The sequence below is a fragment of the Myxococcus sp. AB056 genome (assembly GCF_006547365.1).
GTDB classification, from domain to species: Bacteria; Myxococcota; Myxococcia; order Myxococcales; family Myxococcaceae; genus Myxococcus; species Myxococcus virescens.
Genome location: NZ_VHLB01000144.1, coordinates 1 through 15,092, shown reverse-complemented (window position 1 = coordinate 15,092; position 15,092 = coordinate 1). Strand labels below are relative to the sequence as shown.

The window sequence follows — 15,092 nt, the reverse complement described above, 5'->3', positions numbered from 1 at the left end:
GCATCGAGTTGATGGTCTCCCCGGAGGACATGATGGGCCTCACCGAGGCCTCCGACAGAGGGGCACGGACTCGGCCGGAGGATGACGTCACCTTGCGCCGCCTTCTCTTCCTCGCGCGGAAGCTCGATGCGGCGAAGCTGGACGCCCTCGTCCGCATCACCACCGAGTTGGCCCGCTGAAGCTGCGCCCCGTGGGCGCCTGCCCTTGCAGCGCCAAGGCCGCTTGCGGCCGGCGCTCCGGCGTCTCCGAGCAGGGAGCAGGCCTGGCGGGCAGAGCCCCATACCTCGGGGCTCTGCACCGGAGCACGCGCGCCCCCAACCGAGCGGCCCCCGGCGATGACGGAGCGCCTCCCCACCCGAAGGAGGAGGCACCCCGCTACGCCGCGCCGCGCTCCCGCAGCTCCGCATCCACCTCAGCGAGCAGCTTCTCCAGGCGCGTCTTCTGCAACTGAAGGCGGGAAACGTCGTCCAGCCCCGCCTCTGGGTCGCTGCGGCGCTCCTTCGGTGGGTCGGCTTCCAAATCCTCACGCACCTCCACGATGAGGACATCACCCGCGCGGATGTTCGCGTCACACCACGTCAGGTGCTCGCGGTGCTCCCTACCTTCAGAGCCGCCCACGTGGAGTGTGAATTCAGGGATGGCGCTGGTCTCGTCGTCAGGGCGGCGCACCCACGACAGGATGGTGTGGAGGACTCCGAAGTCCGGCAGCCCCGCGGTGGTGAGGTGCTCGCCATTGCGAAGGACGCGAAAGCAGAGCATCTGCGGCCTACTCCTTCTTCGGGAGACCCAACTCGTGCTTCTCCAGCCCATCCGGGTAGATGCCGGCCTCGCCGAACTCCACCTGGTCCCGCAGCACCCCGCCCTCGGACACGACACGGGCTGCTTCCTTGGCGGCTTCCGCTCGCCCATAGGGCTCGCGGAGCTGGGCGTGGGCGACACCACGCAGCGCATCCCTCATGTCCGCCGCCGTCGCGAAGCGCTCCCCGGGGTTGCGGCGCAGCGCGGTGTGCAACACCGCCTTGATGTCCTGGCTGAGGTGGCCCACCGCCTTCTCGACGACGTCCGGGCCGAACGCCTCCATGAGGGCCTGCATCTGCTGCAACGGCAACGAGGGCTGCGACTCCGCGACAAACCGGCTCTCTTTCGCCACCACTGGGACGTCGCGCACCTCGAAGAGGTGTTTGCTCGTCAAGACTTCCACGAGCAACACCCCCAGGCTGAAGACGTCGGAGCGCGGCGTCAGCCCGTCCTTGCGCAGGTACTCCGGAGAGGCGTAGGCCACGTCTCCGCGCAGCAGATTCTCCGGCGACTCCTCCCGCCCCACCAGCAGCGAGAATGCCGAGCCGAAGTCCAGCACCTTCACCTCTCCATGGAGGCCCAAGGCGATGTGCCGGGGACTCACGTCACGGTGGACGATGCCCAGGGGCACCCCCTTCTCTGACGTCAGCGTGTGCGCGTAGTGCAGCGCGTCCGCCACCTCCGCCCCCACATACAAGCCAAAGCCCTCCGAGAGGGGCTGCCCTCGAACCAACGCCGCACACACCAGCGTCTCCAGCGAGGGCCCACCCACGTACTCCATGATGGCGTAGGGGGCGTCCTCCTCCTCATCCACCTGCATATGGAAGACGTGCGCAATGTTGGGGTGGTTGAGGCGAAAAGCCAGCTGCACCTCTTCAATCATCCGCTTGCGCATCATGTACGTGGATGGGCTGGCAATTCGGCGAACCAGGGAGAGGCCAGCCAAGACTCCATCCGCCACTCGCCGCTCCACCTTCAGGAGCTTCTCGCCATTCGACCGCACCTCGACCTCCCGCACCGCCTCGTAACGCACACCCTCCACGTCGAAAAGGAAGCGCGGCGCGCTGGGGCTAGGCGGGGTGGAGAGTCTGGACGGAAACTCCTCCGTTGACACTTCATCTTCCGAACGCTTCGTCATGGCTGTGAATCCTCCTGAAAGAGGGGGGCGGCCCCACGAACACCGAGATTCGCCGTCGCGGCAAATCTCCCGGGGCCCTCAAGGTCTAGTTGACTCGACCGTCGAATTAACATGACCCTTGGAAGTCTGTGAAGCCCTCTACCACTCGTAGCGGACAGGCCACCCCAAGCGCGCCTATCCCTATCCAGGGTGAAAGAGACCCCAGCCTCCGCCTCACACGCTGGGCTGGGCAGCCCGCAAAGGAAACATGCATCGTGACTGAAGCCGTTGATTGGGGGCCGATTCGCGCACTGGCGCGTCGTGTCCTCACCGAAGGAGAGCGCCTGGCCCTCACGAGGAAGGAGACGGCGCTGCTGAAGCGCACAGCCGCCGAGATGGGCATCAGCGACAGCGAAGCCGAGAGCGCGCTCACCACGGAGGAGGCCGCGTTGGGCCTCTTGCGAGAGGAGACTCGACGCATCCGAGACGGCACCCGCAGGCTCATGGACGCGCTGCACCGGATGTACCAGCACAAGGACAAGGGGGACTTCGTCAGCGCCCGCCAGGAGATGCGGGATGTGCTCGCCGTGGAAGTCGTGCCCCACTACCGCGCCCTCGCCCAGGGGCAGCTCGACGCCATGGCCAACGAGGCGCAACGACGAGCGCGGCGCGCCGTCAAGCAACGGTGTGCCGGACAAAGGCGTCACTCCCGCCTTCGAGGCACTTGCCGCAGGAGCGCCCTCCGGAGAGGGCGCTTCGCGGCCCAGACTCAGGTTGGCGTCACCTTGTCGAAGGGGCGCACCACCGACTTTCCATCGGAGACGCGCCCCACCGTCACCGTCTTCGCGTTCTCGTCGACGGCCTTCACCTTCGCCGTGAAGGCGCCCCGCCCTTGCCTGTAGCGCACCTCCTGTCCCACCGCGAAGGAGACGGGTGCCTTGGGACTGGGGCTGGAGCTGGGGGCTGCGGCCGTCGCGGTGCGACCCGCTGCGCGCGGTCGCCCGCGGCTCTTCTGGGGCGCGGGGCCGGCCCGCGTGGGCTTCGGCGCGGCCTCCGTCCTCACCCACTTCCGCACGGGCACCGAGGGCGGGCGCTTCGGCGCGGGACTGGCGGCGGACGCGGGCGGGACCTTCGACGCGGGAGGAGGCACGAGGGCGCGCTTCGACGCGGACGCCGCATGGGCCGCGCCGGCCTCAATGCCAAGGAACCGAGCAATCTTCCCCAACAGCTCTAGTTGTCGCTCCAGCAGCTCCACTTGCCGGCCCATCGTCTTCTCCACCGCCTCCGCCACCGCAGCCTGGATGATGCCCTTCATGTCGCTCTGCATGTGCTCTCGCTCACTTTCCTCGCGGACTACCCGGCCCGCTGATTCTTCTCAGGCAGCGTCTTGCACTCACGCTACACCAAGAAGTCCGCGTATTCGGACTCCCGCCTCAAAATGAAGGCTTCACCTCACACCAGCGCTCGCGCTGCACCTCCCACGTCCCCGCGTGTGCAATGGCCCGAAGGCCCCGCTCGCCGAGAGGCGCCCTCCCCTCGACGGCCTCGAGGAACAGCACCGCCTCCTGGATGTCGGGCGCCAGCAGCAGCAAGTCCAGCAGGTGTGTCGCGCAAGTAGGTAAAGTCGAGTTGACCTTCGACGTCCGCTGCGCTCGCCACGAGGCACCGCCCAATGGCGGACTCCACATGGTGCGCCAGGGCCAGCATTCCCGCGACGTGTGCCGGCCGGCGCGACACCTCTCGCGGCGACGGTGGTGCCTCCTCTCGAAAGCGCGACTTCGAGCGACGCACGCGGTGGAAGTGCGCGTTGACGAGGCCGGCCTCCGCCGGCCGGGCTTCGGGGCTCGCGCTCACGCCGCCGCCTCGCGCGCGGGCGCCGCGGCCTCACCGGCGTGGGCCAGACATACGCAGCAGAGCAAAGGCGATGCCCTCATGGCCCTCCTGGTTTGGCAGGACGTGACCGGAGCGCTGGAGCCGCTGCACGGCATTTTTCGGCGATAGCGCCGCCCGCAGGCGCCGTGGGTGGCTTCGTACCCCTCGACATTCAGATGACAGTCATTTCGGAAACAGCTTTCGCGTCTGCCATCTTCCTTTATACGGGGTAGCGCAGTCCTACCCCTGGAGGGCAATGCCATGCATCTCTTCAAGTCCGTTGTTTCCCTTTGCACGGTCGTCGCAGCCACGGCGTGTGGTGGAGTAGAAGAGCAGGGCGGTCTCGCCACCCGTGAGTCGGCGCTGGTGTCGGGGACCTCCCAGGGCTGCACCTTCACGGCGTCGGTCGTGACGCGGCCGGGTCCGTTTCCTTACATCTACGACGTCAAAGTCACCCGCGAGGCAAGTAATACCTGCCCCTGGGGCGAGGGCACCGTGGTAGTGGGTTCTGCTACCGGCGGGTCGCCGACGCCGTGGCTCGCGGCCAACGAACTAGGCGTAGCCGTAAGCTACACGTACAGGACGGGCGGCCCCTCGTCCCAGAACCTGGGGCTCAAGCACGTGGCCCCAGATACGCTGGCCATCGTCCGGTCCAGGGGCCTGACCGTCAACGCGCTGGGGAAGGCCATCTACTCCGGATCCCTCTCCATCGAGACGGACGGGACGACGCTCACCGTTACCGGCACCAAGGACGCCCCCCTTTACGGGGAAACGGGCTCCGGTAACTCCTACGTGGCCACCTTTCAGGACTTCTTCACCAGCGAGACAGAGCCATCCATCGTCGCGTTCTAGTGTCGCGACACACGGGGGTGGCCCGCGCCAATCCAGGAGCCCCCCTACAAGGGAGCATCCGCCTTCGTAGATTCCCGTTCGGGAGCGGGCGAGGCGTCCACAGGCGAGGGTTTCTGTAGCTTCTTCTGGAGTCGTTGCTGCCGCTCCAGTTCGTCCGCAAGGATGGCAGCCTCAAGCGCATCCGCGAGCGGACAGTCCACGACTCCAGCCTCTTTCGCGGCGTCACGAATGATTTCAGCCCTGGAACCAGGATTGATATTGGGGAGAGCGTTCCAAAGCCGCTTTCCCTCGGTCGACCGAGCGCGCTCGGCAGCCCACGAGGCGGCCAGTGTCAGGACATCCTCCTCCTTTGTAATTGGAAGCTCGCGCACCTTCGAGCGCTCCACTGCATGGCAGGTATTCTCCATGTCCCACTTGTAGAAGCCACAAGCGGAGGCAAGCGCGGCAATAAGCCCTCCAAGAAACGGTCGCAGCATCACTCGAATGTTCATGGCAACGCAAACCACCGCGACACCCGTATCTACCCCAAACTCGGCCGCTGCGTCACGAGCGCACCAAGGCCACTCCATTCAGCGCGTCAATGCGAGTGAGCGAAGCGCGCGGTGCCGAACGCCTCTGACTTGGTGGCCTACGGCGTGGGAGAGGATGGCACCGGCCTCTTCTGGCCGTGACTCTGGGTGGCAGCGAGTCGGTGGATTCGTGATTCATTGGCCGTGAGCCGGGGCCATCAGCCCCCGACTCACGGCGCCTGTCCGGCGGGATGGAAGCTCCGCGCCCTCAGATGTTGATGCTCTGGGGGATGGCCGAGGGAATGAAGTAGGGATAGGGGAAGAGGCGCGTCGTGTTGCGCTGCTGGATGAGGGCGCCGATGCGCCCTAGGTCCTCCTGGAAGACCTTCAGGTGGCCGTGCACGTGCCGGTTCTTGAACCACGTGGGAGCGTAGTCACCAAGCTTCGTATGGTGCACAGAGCCAAGCAGGGTGAGGATGTCCATCTGCTGGGCGGCCATGTCCATCGGCGGGTACTGGTCGAGGCCCATGTTGAGCGCGGCCTCGGCGCGGGTGGTGGGCGCGGCGCGGTAGGCGGCGCTGGGCGCGATAGGCACGAACGTCATGACCCCGGCCTGGGCGAAGTTCACCGCCGCGTGTTGTGCGCTGCCTGTGAAGATGACCATGGTGAGCGCCTGGATGAGGTAGTCCACCGTGGCCAGCTTGCCCGGGATGCCGTCCTCACCGAAGCCCTTCACTCGGCCGCCATCCTTCGCGGCCACCTCGGCACTCCACTTCTGGAGCGCGGCGTCCTCGGTCACCGCCGAGTCCGTGCTGTAGTAGACGCCCACGTACGCGCGCACCCAGTTCTCGATGGCGCCCCACACCAGCCGTGCATCATCACGGTAGGGGTAGTCCAGGTCGGGCTCGGTCATCCCGCGCTGCCGCAGGGCGTGAGGCAGCATGCCCTGGTTGAAGTCGAATGACGAATCCTTCAGCAGCGACTCCACCGCGACCGTCCGGCTGGACTGGATGGTGCCGCCCAGCATCTGATCCACCTTCCCGCCCGGCGCGATGAGCTTCTCCGCCGCGGACTGGTTGATGCTCAGCGTGCCCTCGAAGTGCGGCCGCAAGAGCAGGCTCACCGGGTGGTCATCCGGAAGGTTGCGATGGGTGGCGACCACGAAGGGCTCCACGAGCAGGTGCGTGTGAGCCAGATGCGAGATGAGCTCGTGGTGGTTCACGTCCGCCACGGAGACGACCGTCTTGGCCTGCATCCAGGCCTCGCCATCCGCAGGCGTGAAGAGCGGGTAGGCGCTCGCGTCCTGGCCGCAGCGGATACCCAGGGGACGCAGCCGACGAAGACCACTGCCCGCGGGCAGGCCGAAGAGGGCACGGGGCGCGAAGCAGTACTTGGGGCCGTCCGGGAAGTTGCCGTTGATGACCCGGGCGAGCGCCTTGTAGTCCGCCAGATACAACCGTCCCTCGTCGAGCGCGAGCTGGACCGTGTCATCCTCGCCGAGCACGGCGCGCAGGGACGCGTCCGTCAGCCCGAGCGTGTCCTCCAGCGCGCGGGCCTTGCGTAGAACGAGCGGGTTGAAGCCCGCTACGCGCAGCCAGGCGAAGGTCGCGTCCTCCTCGTAGCTCGGTGCCACCGCGGGCAGAGGGAGCGTGGTGAAGAGATTGAAGTAGTCGAGCATCGAGCCTGGCCGGCCTGTGGGTTTGATCGTGATGGCCTCCATCACCAGCTTGAACACGTCGAACACGCTGCCCAGCTCGTGGTTGAAGGCCTTGCGGGCCAGGAGCGCGGCCTTCGCGGCCAGTTCGGCGGCCTCGCCGAACTCGTGGAACTCGCCGAACAGGTTGCCCGCCATCGTCGAAGACGGGGGAAGCGCCTTGAGGTGGCTGAGTTCCATCCGCCCCACGCCGACATGGGACAGGTCCACGCTCAACGACGGGGCGGTGGGCGCCGCGCCCTCATGCGTGCGCTGCTCCTGCTCGTGAATCCAGTGCAGACGGTTGTTCGCGATGCGGAGGAGCTGCACGACGACCTGTCCCCACCATTCCAGCGTGGGGCGTTGACTCGCCGGGACGTCCTGGGCCAGCGCGAGCGGGGCGACGTAGGTGTAGTTGTACTGATATTCAGACGTGGCTGGCTCACTGCGAGACGATGCGGCTTGCGCGGAGGTCGAGGATTCACTGCGCGACGACACGATTGGCGTGGTTGACATTGTCACTTCCCATGGAATGGCGGAGCCATTTGACCTGCGGTCCGCGACGTCTGTCATTGCAACGTCAATACCAATTGCCTCCATACAGAGGCATTCCTACTCCCCGGGTATATGGGGGTTTCCACGCGCCAGCAGGCGGGTCGCGCGGGCTGCGCCCCTGTCAGGGAGAGGTCATCCATGGACTTGCTCAGGCTGCTGAGCTTGTCCAGGGCGGAGAGCGGGAGGGGTAGGAAATGCCGTCTGACCAGAGACGTATCATGGGAGCAGGCATGACGCGTCATGATGCGCCGCTGACGTGTCAATGACGGGCACACGCAGCCTCTCCAGCGCGGCGCGCGCACACCTTCCTTGGCCAGCCAAAGCTGGCGCAGCGGCGAATACGACTGTCTGCAGGAATGCTTCGCGCCCGCCACGCCCATGGCGAATCAACTGGCACTGCTGGTGGGCGTGAAGTCCCAGAGACGGGGACGGGCTGCGACACGTAGCCGCAACTGCTCATCGGCGCCGGCGCGCCGAGTGTCCAGCTTCACCAACGTCCCCAGGCACGGGGCTTCCGCACGCGGGTCGACCGACATGGCATGGCGAACCAGCGCGGGAGAAGAGTCAGAAGCCTCCATCGCTCGACAGCCGGGTACACGCAGGGCCTGCGCCCGGTTCCACCAAAGAAAACGGGCCCGACGCGATGGACGCACCGGGCCCGCCCTCCTGCTTCACGACGCGAACAAGCGCCTCAGCCGCCGAGCGCCACGTTCTCCAGTACGCCCAGCGCGTCGGGGACGAGCACGGCGGCGGAGTAGTAGGTGCTCACCAGGTACTGGGTGAGGGCCTGGTCGTTGATGGCCATGCGCTTCACGGTGAGGCTCGGCTCCACCTCGTCGGGGATGCCCGCGTTGTGCAGGCCCACCACGCCCTGGTCTTCCTGACCGGTGCGCATGGCGATGATGGAGGTGGTGTTCTCCCGGGTGATGGGCAGCTTGTCGCACGGGAGGATGGGCACCCCGCGCCACGCCTGGAACTTCGCCCCGCCCACGTCCACCACCGTCGGGTACAGACCGCGCTTGTTGCACTCCCGGCCGAACGCCGCGATGGCGCGCGGGTGGGCCAGGAAGTAGCGCGTCTTGCGACGGCGCGATACCAGCTCGTCCATGTCGTCCGGCGTCGGGGGCCCCGAGCGGGTGTGGATGCGCTGCTTGAGGTCGGCGTTGTGCAGCAGGCCGAACTCGGGGTTGTTGATGAGCTCCCACTCCTTGCGCTCCTTCAGCGCCTCGATGGTCAGCCGCAACTGCTCCTGCGTCTGGTTCATCGGGTCGTTGAAGATGTCCGACACGCGGGTGTGCACGCGCAGGATGGTCTGCGCCACGCTCAGCTCGTACTCGCGCGGCTTCAGCTCGTAGTCCACGAAGCCGCCGGCGATGATCGGCTCGCCGTGGTGGCCCGCCGTCAGCGGGATGGCCGCCTGGCCCGCCTTGTCCTGGGGCTTCTTCAGGTTCGCCTTGTAGCGCTCCACGTGCGCCTTCAGCGCCGGGGACTGGGTGATGAGGGACTCGAACGTATCCTGCGGCAGCGCCATCACCGTGCAGGCCGTGACGGCCTTGACGGTGAAGGGCCACACGTCGTTCGACTCCACCACCGCCTGGTCGCCGAAGTGGTCGCCGTCCGCCAGCGTCTCCAGCACCACGGGGTCGCCGTACTTGCCGGCCATCAGCTTCTGCGCCTTGCCGTGGGCGATGAGGATCACGTGCTCGGCGGACCTGCCCGCCTCCACGATGGTGTCCCCCGCCTTGTACTGCTGCTGGGTGAAGCGGCCCGCCAGCGTGCGGATGAGCAGGTCATCCACGTCCTGGAAGCCCCGCATCAGCGGCAGCTTGAGCAGCTCCTGCGGGATGATCTCCACCTTGACGCCGATGTTGCTGAAGTTCAGCCGGTCGTCGCCCACGGTGTACGTCAGCCGCCGGTTCACGCGGTACGTGCCGCCGGACACCTGCACCCAGGGCAGGATGCTCAGCAGGTAGCGGGGCGAGATGCCCTGCATCACCGGCTGCGTCTTGGTGGTCGTCGCGAGCTGGCGGGCGCCGGCCGTGCTCAGGCTGGTGCCTTCGTTCACCGCCAGGTCCTTGTCTGGATTCGCCATGAGAATGCCTTCCGTTCGGTTGCGCAGTCAGGGGGACGACGACTAGGAGCGGCCCAGCTCGACGCTCTCCAGGATGCCCAGCGCGTCCGGCGTGAGCACCGCCGCGGAGAAGTACGCGGTCACCAGGTAGTTCATGATGGCCTTCTCGTTGATGCCCATGAACCGGACGTTGAGGCTGGGCTCAATCTCATCCGGGATGCCCGCCTGGTGCAGGCCCACGACGCCCTGGTTCTTCTCACCCGCGCGCATCAGCATGATGGACGTGGTGCGCGACTCGCTGATGGGCAGCTTGTTGCAGGAAACGATGGGGATGCCGCGCCACGCGGGCACCATGTTCCCGTTCATGTCGATGCTGGTGGGGTAGATGCCGCGCTTGTTGCACTCCTGCCCGAACGCGGCGATGGCGCGCGGGTGAGCCAGGAAGAACGACGGCTCCTTCCACACCGTGGCCAGGAGCTCGTCCATATCGTCCGGCGTCGGCGCGCCAGAGCGGGTGTGGATGCGCTGCTTGAGGTCCGCGTTGTGCAGCAGGCCGAACTCGCGGTTGTTGATGAGCTCGTGCTCCTTGCGCTCCTTCAGCGCCTCCACGGTCAGCCGCAGCTGCTGCTGCGTCTGGTTCATGGGGTCGTTGAAGAGGTCCGCGACGCGCGTGTGGATCTGGAGGACGGTCTGCGCGACGGCCAGCTCGTACTCGCGCGGGTGCGTCTCGTAGTCCACGAAGGTGCCGGGCAGCACCGGCTCGCCGTGGTGGCCGGCGGCCAGCTCGATGGCCTTCTGGCCGGCGGTGTCCTGCTTCTTCTTGGAGCGGGCCTTGAATTTCTCGATGTGCTTCTGCAGCGACGGCACCTGCGCCACCACCGCCTCGAAGGCGGACTGCTGGAGGATGAGCGCGATGACCGGCGTGACGGCCTTGGCCGTGAACTGCCAGTAGTCCTGCGACTCCAGCAGCGCCTGGTAGCTGTAGTGGTCGCCGTCCGCGAGCGTCTCCAGCACCACCGGCTCGCCGTACTTGCCGCGGCCGATGCGGTTCACCTTGCCGTGCGCGATGAGGACGATGGAGTCCGCTTCCTTGCCGGCCTCGGTGATGACCTCACCGGCCTTGAACTCCTTCTGCTCGAAGCGGTTGGCCAGCGCGGTGAGCGCGTCCACGTCCTCGTAGCCGCGCAGCAAGGGCAGCTCGCCCAGCTCCTGCGGAATCACCTGCACCTTGGCGCCGGTGCTGGTGAAGGTGACGCGGCCGTCCCCCACCGCGTAGGTCATGCGGCGGTTGACGCGGAACGTACCGCCGGACACCTGCACCCACGGCAACAGCTTGAGCAGCCACCGCGAGGAGATGCCCTGCATCTGCGGCTCGGACTTGGTCGTCGTCGCCAGCTGACGCGCCGCCTGCGTGCCGAGGCTCTGGTTGTTGTCGTCGAACTTCTTGATGTCGTTGGACATGGTTCACCCCTCTCCAGGTTGAAGAATCAAAAGGCTTCGGACTGCGGTTGAACTCAGGGCTTGCCACCGCGGAACAGCTCGGCGATGCGCATCGCGGACATGCCCAGGCCGGAGACCTTCCCGGCCTTGAACTTGGGCGACGCGTCGTGGATGAGCTCGGTCTCCGTGTAGCGGGTCACCTCCGCGTGCCACCGGGGGATGCCCGCCATCCACTGCTGGAGCTGCTCCACGTACGTGTGCAGCTTCTCCTGCGCCTTCGCATCCAGGCCGAAGGTGCGGATGACCACCGGCAGCTCCTTGGCCACCAGGTGCTCGAATTGCTTCATGCGCGCGGTCATCAGCTCATTGACCGTGAGCACCGCCGTGTCCTTGTCCACGCCGAGGAACTTCTGGACCACGAGCACGCAATTGTTGAGCTCGCCCTCGAACTCAATCTCCTTCTGATAGGAGAAGAGGTCGTTGACGAAGCAGGCGTAGTCCGCGGCGGAGTTCTCCAGCCCGCGCAGCGTGCGGGTGTTGAAGACGTCCTCCGGCACCGCGTCTCCCTTGGAGAGGCGCGACAGGCTCATGGTGAGGTCCGAGCCGAACGTCTTGCGGCGCATCTCCACGTAGTCCACGGGGTCCGGCACGCGGTTGAGCAGCTGGTTGTTCAGCTCCCACACCCAGCTGTCCGTCATGTCCTGGATGGCCTTGCGGAACAGCTTGCGGCTGCGCGGCGACAGCGGTCCGGCGGTGCGCTTCCACAGGTCCGCCAAGCCCAGCTCCACCGGGTTGGTGGGCACCGCGGCGTTGGCGGCCTCCACGTCATCCGGCATGAACTGGCCAAGCCGCGCGGTGAACAGCTTCGCGCCCGCCATGTCCCGCGTGTTCGCGTAGAGCATGGGGAAGTAGTCGTCCGCGTAGGTGCCCCAGACGAGCCAGCACGCCGTCAGGTCCAGCTGCTCCGGGGTCGCGTCCGGGTGGATGTACGCGCCGCAGAGGGCCACGTCCGCCGCGTCGAACTTGTGGTCGTCCCAGACGTAGAACCCCACGACGGGAACCACCTCCAGCATGCCCACCCGCCGCGCCCACGCCTTGGAGTTCTTGCGCGCGCGATCCAGGTGCGGGCTCAAGTACGTGCTGTACGGCATGTAGAACGGCGGCAGCTTCGTGGGGCCCACGTGCTGGCGGGGTACGTGGCTCAGCGAGCGGGCGCGGGGCCCCAGCCCCAGCCCGCCGGCCGTCAGCGGCAGCCGCAGCGCGGAGGTGCCCAGGCCCGAGGGCACGGGAATGGACAGCGCCGGGCGCTCCTCCGAGTGCTGGTTCATGTAGCGATTGGAGCGCATGTGCCACTCGTGGCCGCCGGACTGCCAGTCCTGGAGTCCGCGCAGGTACGTGAGCACCTGCGCCTGCTCCACCGGGTTGAGCCCGTACTCCGCGAACAGCCACGGCAGCTCCGTGGCGAAGGTGGTCTCGAACTGCTGGAGCCGCGACGTCAGCAGGTCGTTGACCAGCTCCGCCGCGCGCTGGGTGTCGCAGTCGAGGAACGTCTCCACCACCAGCACGCCGTTGGAGAGCTCGCCCTCCTCCAGGATTTCGCGCTCGTAGGAGAACAGGTCGTTGCGCAGGTGCACCGCGTCCGAGAACGTGTCCTTGAAGACGCGCATCGGCCGGCTCTTCACCACGCGGTCCGGTATCTCCGCGGCGACGGCGTGCTCCACCAGGTCCGACGACCAGGGAGCGCCGCCCACCTTTCGGCGCATCTCGATGTACTCGATGGGATTGGAGATGCGCGCCTCGCTGATGTTCTCGATCTCCCACATCGATTCATCGAGCAGGTGCTTGGTGTTCTCGAAGAAGCGGCGGCGCCAGTCCATGGACATGGACGGCACCGTGCGCTGCCACAGGTCCCACAGGGCGCGCTCGACCGGGTTGACGGGCTCCGGCGGCGTCTGGGACATGTCCAGCGGCATGAACAGCGGCAGCCGGTCCAGGTAGGCCTGGCCGCCCTTCACGTCGCGCGAGTACTTGAAGACCTCCAGGAAGTGGTCGTCGAAGTAGAAGACCCAGACGTACCAGTCCGTGATGAGGTCCAGCTCCGGCCCCGGCGCCTCCGGGTGCGTGTACGCACAGAGCAGCGCGTAGTCCATGCCGTCGAAGCGGCGCTCGGACCACACCTCCCGGTCCGTCCCATCCCGCGGCGGCCCCAGGATGCCCATCTGGTATGACCACGCCTTCGTGTGCGCGCGGGCCGACTCCAGGTTCGGGTTCAGCCGCGCCGGCCAGGGCACGTAGAACTCCGGCAGCTGGAATGGTTGCTTCTGCCTCCCCTTCGACATCCACACCTCTCGTTGGTCCCGAGGAATTGCGCTGACGTCCAGCGGTCAACTCCACGAATGACAGTCTGATTCGAAAAAATATACCAATCCCTCAATAGGGATTCGCGGAGATTTGCGACGGCCCACCCGGCTCAATGGGTGAACAGACAAGAGTCCATCTCCGCTGCGCGAAGTCCGGGACGAAGCAAGCCTTGAGGAAGCGCAGCGGGTACCGCGTGAGCAGGCACACCCGTCGAGCGAGCCGCCCCAGCACCAACTTGCCGGGCCACATGCGGCGCCATCCACCCGAAAGAATGTTCCGAGTCGCCCCCGTTTCTGCGGGCATCGCCTGCTCGGCAGCACTGATGCATTTGACTCCGCCCTGCTCTTCTTCATCGCGCGAAACGGACGCAGTTGGCTTCAGGGGGGTCACTTCATCCCCCTCCGGCGCGCCTGGCGTCACCCCGCCAAAGGACTCCCGTCACTCACAGGCGATAAACCAAGGTTCGAAGCAATGACACACGAATTCACTACCGCCTGTTTCACGAGTAACTCCATTCATCGAACCTGAGTCAAGCTCCTGCAACGACGGTGCCATGATGCGCCAGGCCGCATCCAGCGTGATTTGAGGAGGATGAAACAGCCAGGCTCTGTGTTTGACACGTCAGCCGCAGTTGCTGACGCGTCAACTGGCCTCATGACACGCCCGTCTGCGGCGCCTTGACTCACAGCGGGGCTCGGCTGAGCCGAGCCGCTGCCCATGCGCGCCAGGATGCTGGCCGCGCGGGGCTCCGACGGCAGCCCCGCCGCCGCGCGTCCCGCCACCGCCAGCGCCGCGAAGCCCGCCGCGCTGCTGGCCAAACCAGCCGCCATGGGGAAGTCCCCGCGCGACACCACCTTCGCGGGGCCCAGGTCGGCCTTCGCCTGGGTGCGCACCAACTCCAGCAGCCGCAGCACGCGGTCGCGCTCGCTGCCCTTCGCGGTGTGCCCGTTGAGCTCCACCTGGTCGCTCGCGGCGCCGAACTCCACTGTGGTCGTCACCGACAGCGGCGACAGCGTGAGGGACAGGCTGGACTGGTGCGGCAGAATCAACGCGTCATCCCGCTTCCCCCAGTACTTCACCAGGGCGATGTTGGGATGCGCCAGTGCTGTGGCTTTCATGGGAAGACTCACGACGCCCGCGGACCCGCGAGCTGGCTGCTGAAGCAGCGCACGCCCATCCGGCGGAGCTTCGTCACCACCGGCTTGGGCTCGAGGAACAGGCCGATGACGGCCCCACCATCTCCACCAGCTCCGGTCAGCTTGGCGCCCAGCGCCCCCAGCTCCCGCAACCGGTAGACCATCTCTTCCAAAGGCGGCGACGACAGGCCCAACGCCGCGAGCAAACCCTGGTTGACGTTCATCGCGTCGCCCAGTGCCTCCAAATCTCCCGCCGCCACCGCCTTCGCGCCCTCCGAGGACACCCGTCCAATCTCCGCGAACAGGCGCTCGTAGCGCGACGGCCAGCGAGCCTGCCGCTCCCGCAGCGCCCCCACCGTCTTCTTCGTGGGGCTGCGCTCACCCGCGAGCGTCACCACCACGTGCAAGGGCCTGGGGCTCTCCACCACCTGCCCCGTCCCCTTGGCGGCCCCCGGCTTGCGCCAGTAGAGGACCAATTGCTCCGCCGCGCTGGTGGTGTGGTCCACGCCGGACGGCGTGCCGTGGAACTCCTGCTCCATCGCCCACGCCACACGCGCCGCGTCCTTCGGCGTGGGCACCTTCCCCGCCGCCTGGAGCAGCAACCGCGCGCACGCCACCGACAGCGCCGCCGAGCTTCCCAGGCCCACCGCCAGCGGCAAGTCCGCCTCCAGCGACACCTTCACCGGCG

12 protein-coding genes and 3 pseudogenes are annotated in these 15,092 nt (G+C 66.9%); 3 read left to right on the top strand and 12 right to left on the bottom strand.

Features of this window, described 5'->3' with window-relative positions:
* A pseudogene (locus FMP39_RS38770) lies at nt 1-179 on the top strand (XRE family transcriptional regulator); the annotation flags it as partial.
* Between the two features lie 196 nt (nt 180-375).
* Here the strand turns inward: FMP39_RS38770 and FMP39_RS35335 are convergent.
* Nucleotides 376-759, bottom strand: a complete 384-nt coding sequence (locus FMP39_RS35335) for a hypothetical protein (protein WP_141594380.1) — start codon at nt 757-759, stop codon at nt 376-378.
* Nucleotides 760-766: 7 nt separating this feature from the next.
* Entirely contained in the window at nt 767-1,936 is a 1,170-nt protein-coding gene (locus tag FMP39_RS35330) for a serine/threonine-protein kinase (protein WP_141594379.1), read from the bottom strand.
* A gap of 128 nt (nt 1,937-2,064) precedes the next feature.
* Between FMP39_RS35330 and FMP39_RS35325 the strand changes: the two are divergent.
* Nucleotides 2,065-2,544 (top strand): annotated as a pseudogene (locus tag FMP39_RS35325) (DUSAM domain-containing protein); the annotation flags it as partial.
* 140 nt (nt 2,545-2,684) lie between these two features.
* Here the strand turns inward: FMP39_RS35325 and FMP39_RS35320 are convergent.
* Together FMP39_RS35320 and FMP39_RS38350 are read right to left on the bottom strand one after the other, a co-directional pair.
* On the bottom strand, nt 2,685-3,242 hold the full coding sequence (locus FMP39_RS35320) for a PspA (RefSeq protein WP_141594378.1): 558 nt from the start codon (nt 3,240-3,242) through the stop codon (nt 2,685-2,687).
* Nucleotides 3,243-3,348: 106 nt separating this feature from the next.
* Nucleotides 3,349-3,588 carry a hypothetical protein gene (locus FMP39_RS38350; protein ID WP_228558607.1) on the bottom strand — a complete coding sequence of 80 codons (240 nt, stop codon included), beginning with the start codon at nt 3,586-3,588 and terminating at the stop codon, nt 3,349-3,351.
* A 460-nt stretch (nt 3,589-4,048) separates the two neighbouring features.
* Between FMP39_RS38350 and FMP39_RS35310 the strand changes: the two genes are divergently transcribed.
* Nucleotides 4,049-4,639, top strand: coding sequence for a hypothetical protein (locus FMP39_RS35310; RefSeq protein WP_141594377.1), 591 nt, complete (start codon nt 4,049-4,051; stop codon nt 4,637-4,639).
* A 44-nt stretch (nt 4,640-4,683) separates the two neighbouring features.
* Here FMP39_RS35310 and FMP39_RS35305 read toward each other — a convergent pair whose 3' ends face one another.
* From FMP39_RS35305 to FMP39_RS35270, 8 genes and pseudogenes are all read right to left on the bottom strand, one after another.
* Nucleotides 4,684-5,130, bottom strand: a complete 447-nt coding sequence (locus tag FMP39_RS35305; protein ID WP_141594376.1) for a hypothetical protein — start codon at nt 5,128-5,130, stop codon at nt 4,684-4,686.
* A gap of 286 nt (nt 5,131-5,416) precedes the next feature.
* A complete protein-coding gene (locus FMP39_RS35300; RefSeq protein ID WP_194858699.1) occupies nt 5,417-7,357 on the bottom strand; it encodes a lipoxygenase family protein in 1,941 nt (646 codons plus the stop codon).
* 730 nt (nt 7,358-8,087) lie between these two features.
* The gene (locus FMP39_RS35295; RefSeq protein WP_141594374.1) at nt 8,088-9,488 is read right to left on the bottom strand and encodes a family 2B encapsulin nanocompartment shell protein; all 1,401 of its coding nucleotides are present in this window, start codon (nt 9,486-9,488) and stop codon (nt 8,088-8,090) included.
* 42 nt (nt 9,489-9,530) lie between these two features.
* Nucleotides 9,531-10,928: a family 2B encapsulin nanocompartment shell protein gene (locus FMP39_RS35290; RefSeq protein ID WP_141594373.1), complete on the bottom strand. Its 1,398-nt coding sequence runs from the start codon at nt 10,926-10,928 to the stop codon at nt 9,531-9,533.
* A gap of 53 nt (nt 10,929-10,981) precedes the next feature.
* Nucleotides 10,982-13,246 carry a family 2 encapsulin nanocompartment cargo protein terpene cyclase gene (locus tag FMP39_RS35285; protein WP_141594372.1) on the bottom strand — a complete coding sequence of 755 codons (2,265 nt, stop codon included), beginning with the start codon at nt 13,244-13,246 and terminating at the stop codon, nt 10,982-10,984.
* Nucleotides 13,247-13,337: 91 nt separating this feature from the next.
* Nucleotides 13,338-13,517, bottom strand: a complete 180-nt coding sequence (locus tag FMP39_RS35280) for a hypothetical protein (RefSeq protein ID WP_141594371.1) — start codon at nt 13,515-13,517, stop codon at nt 13,338-13,340.
* A 452-nt stretch (nt 13,518-13,969) separates the two neighbouring features.
* Nucleotides 13,970-14,386 (bottom strand): annotated as a pseudogene (locus FMP39_RS35275) (diphosphomevalonate decarboxylase); the annotation flags it as partial.
* 8 nt (nt 14,387-14,394) lie between these two features.
* Nucleotides 14,395-15,092: mevalonate kinase (locus FMP39_RS35270; protein WP_141594370.1), on the bottom strand; the 698-nt coding region annotated here is incomplete at its 5' end.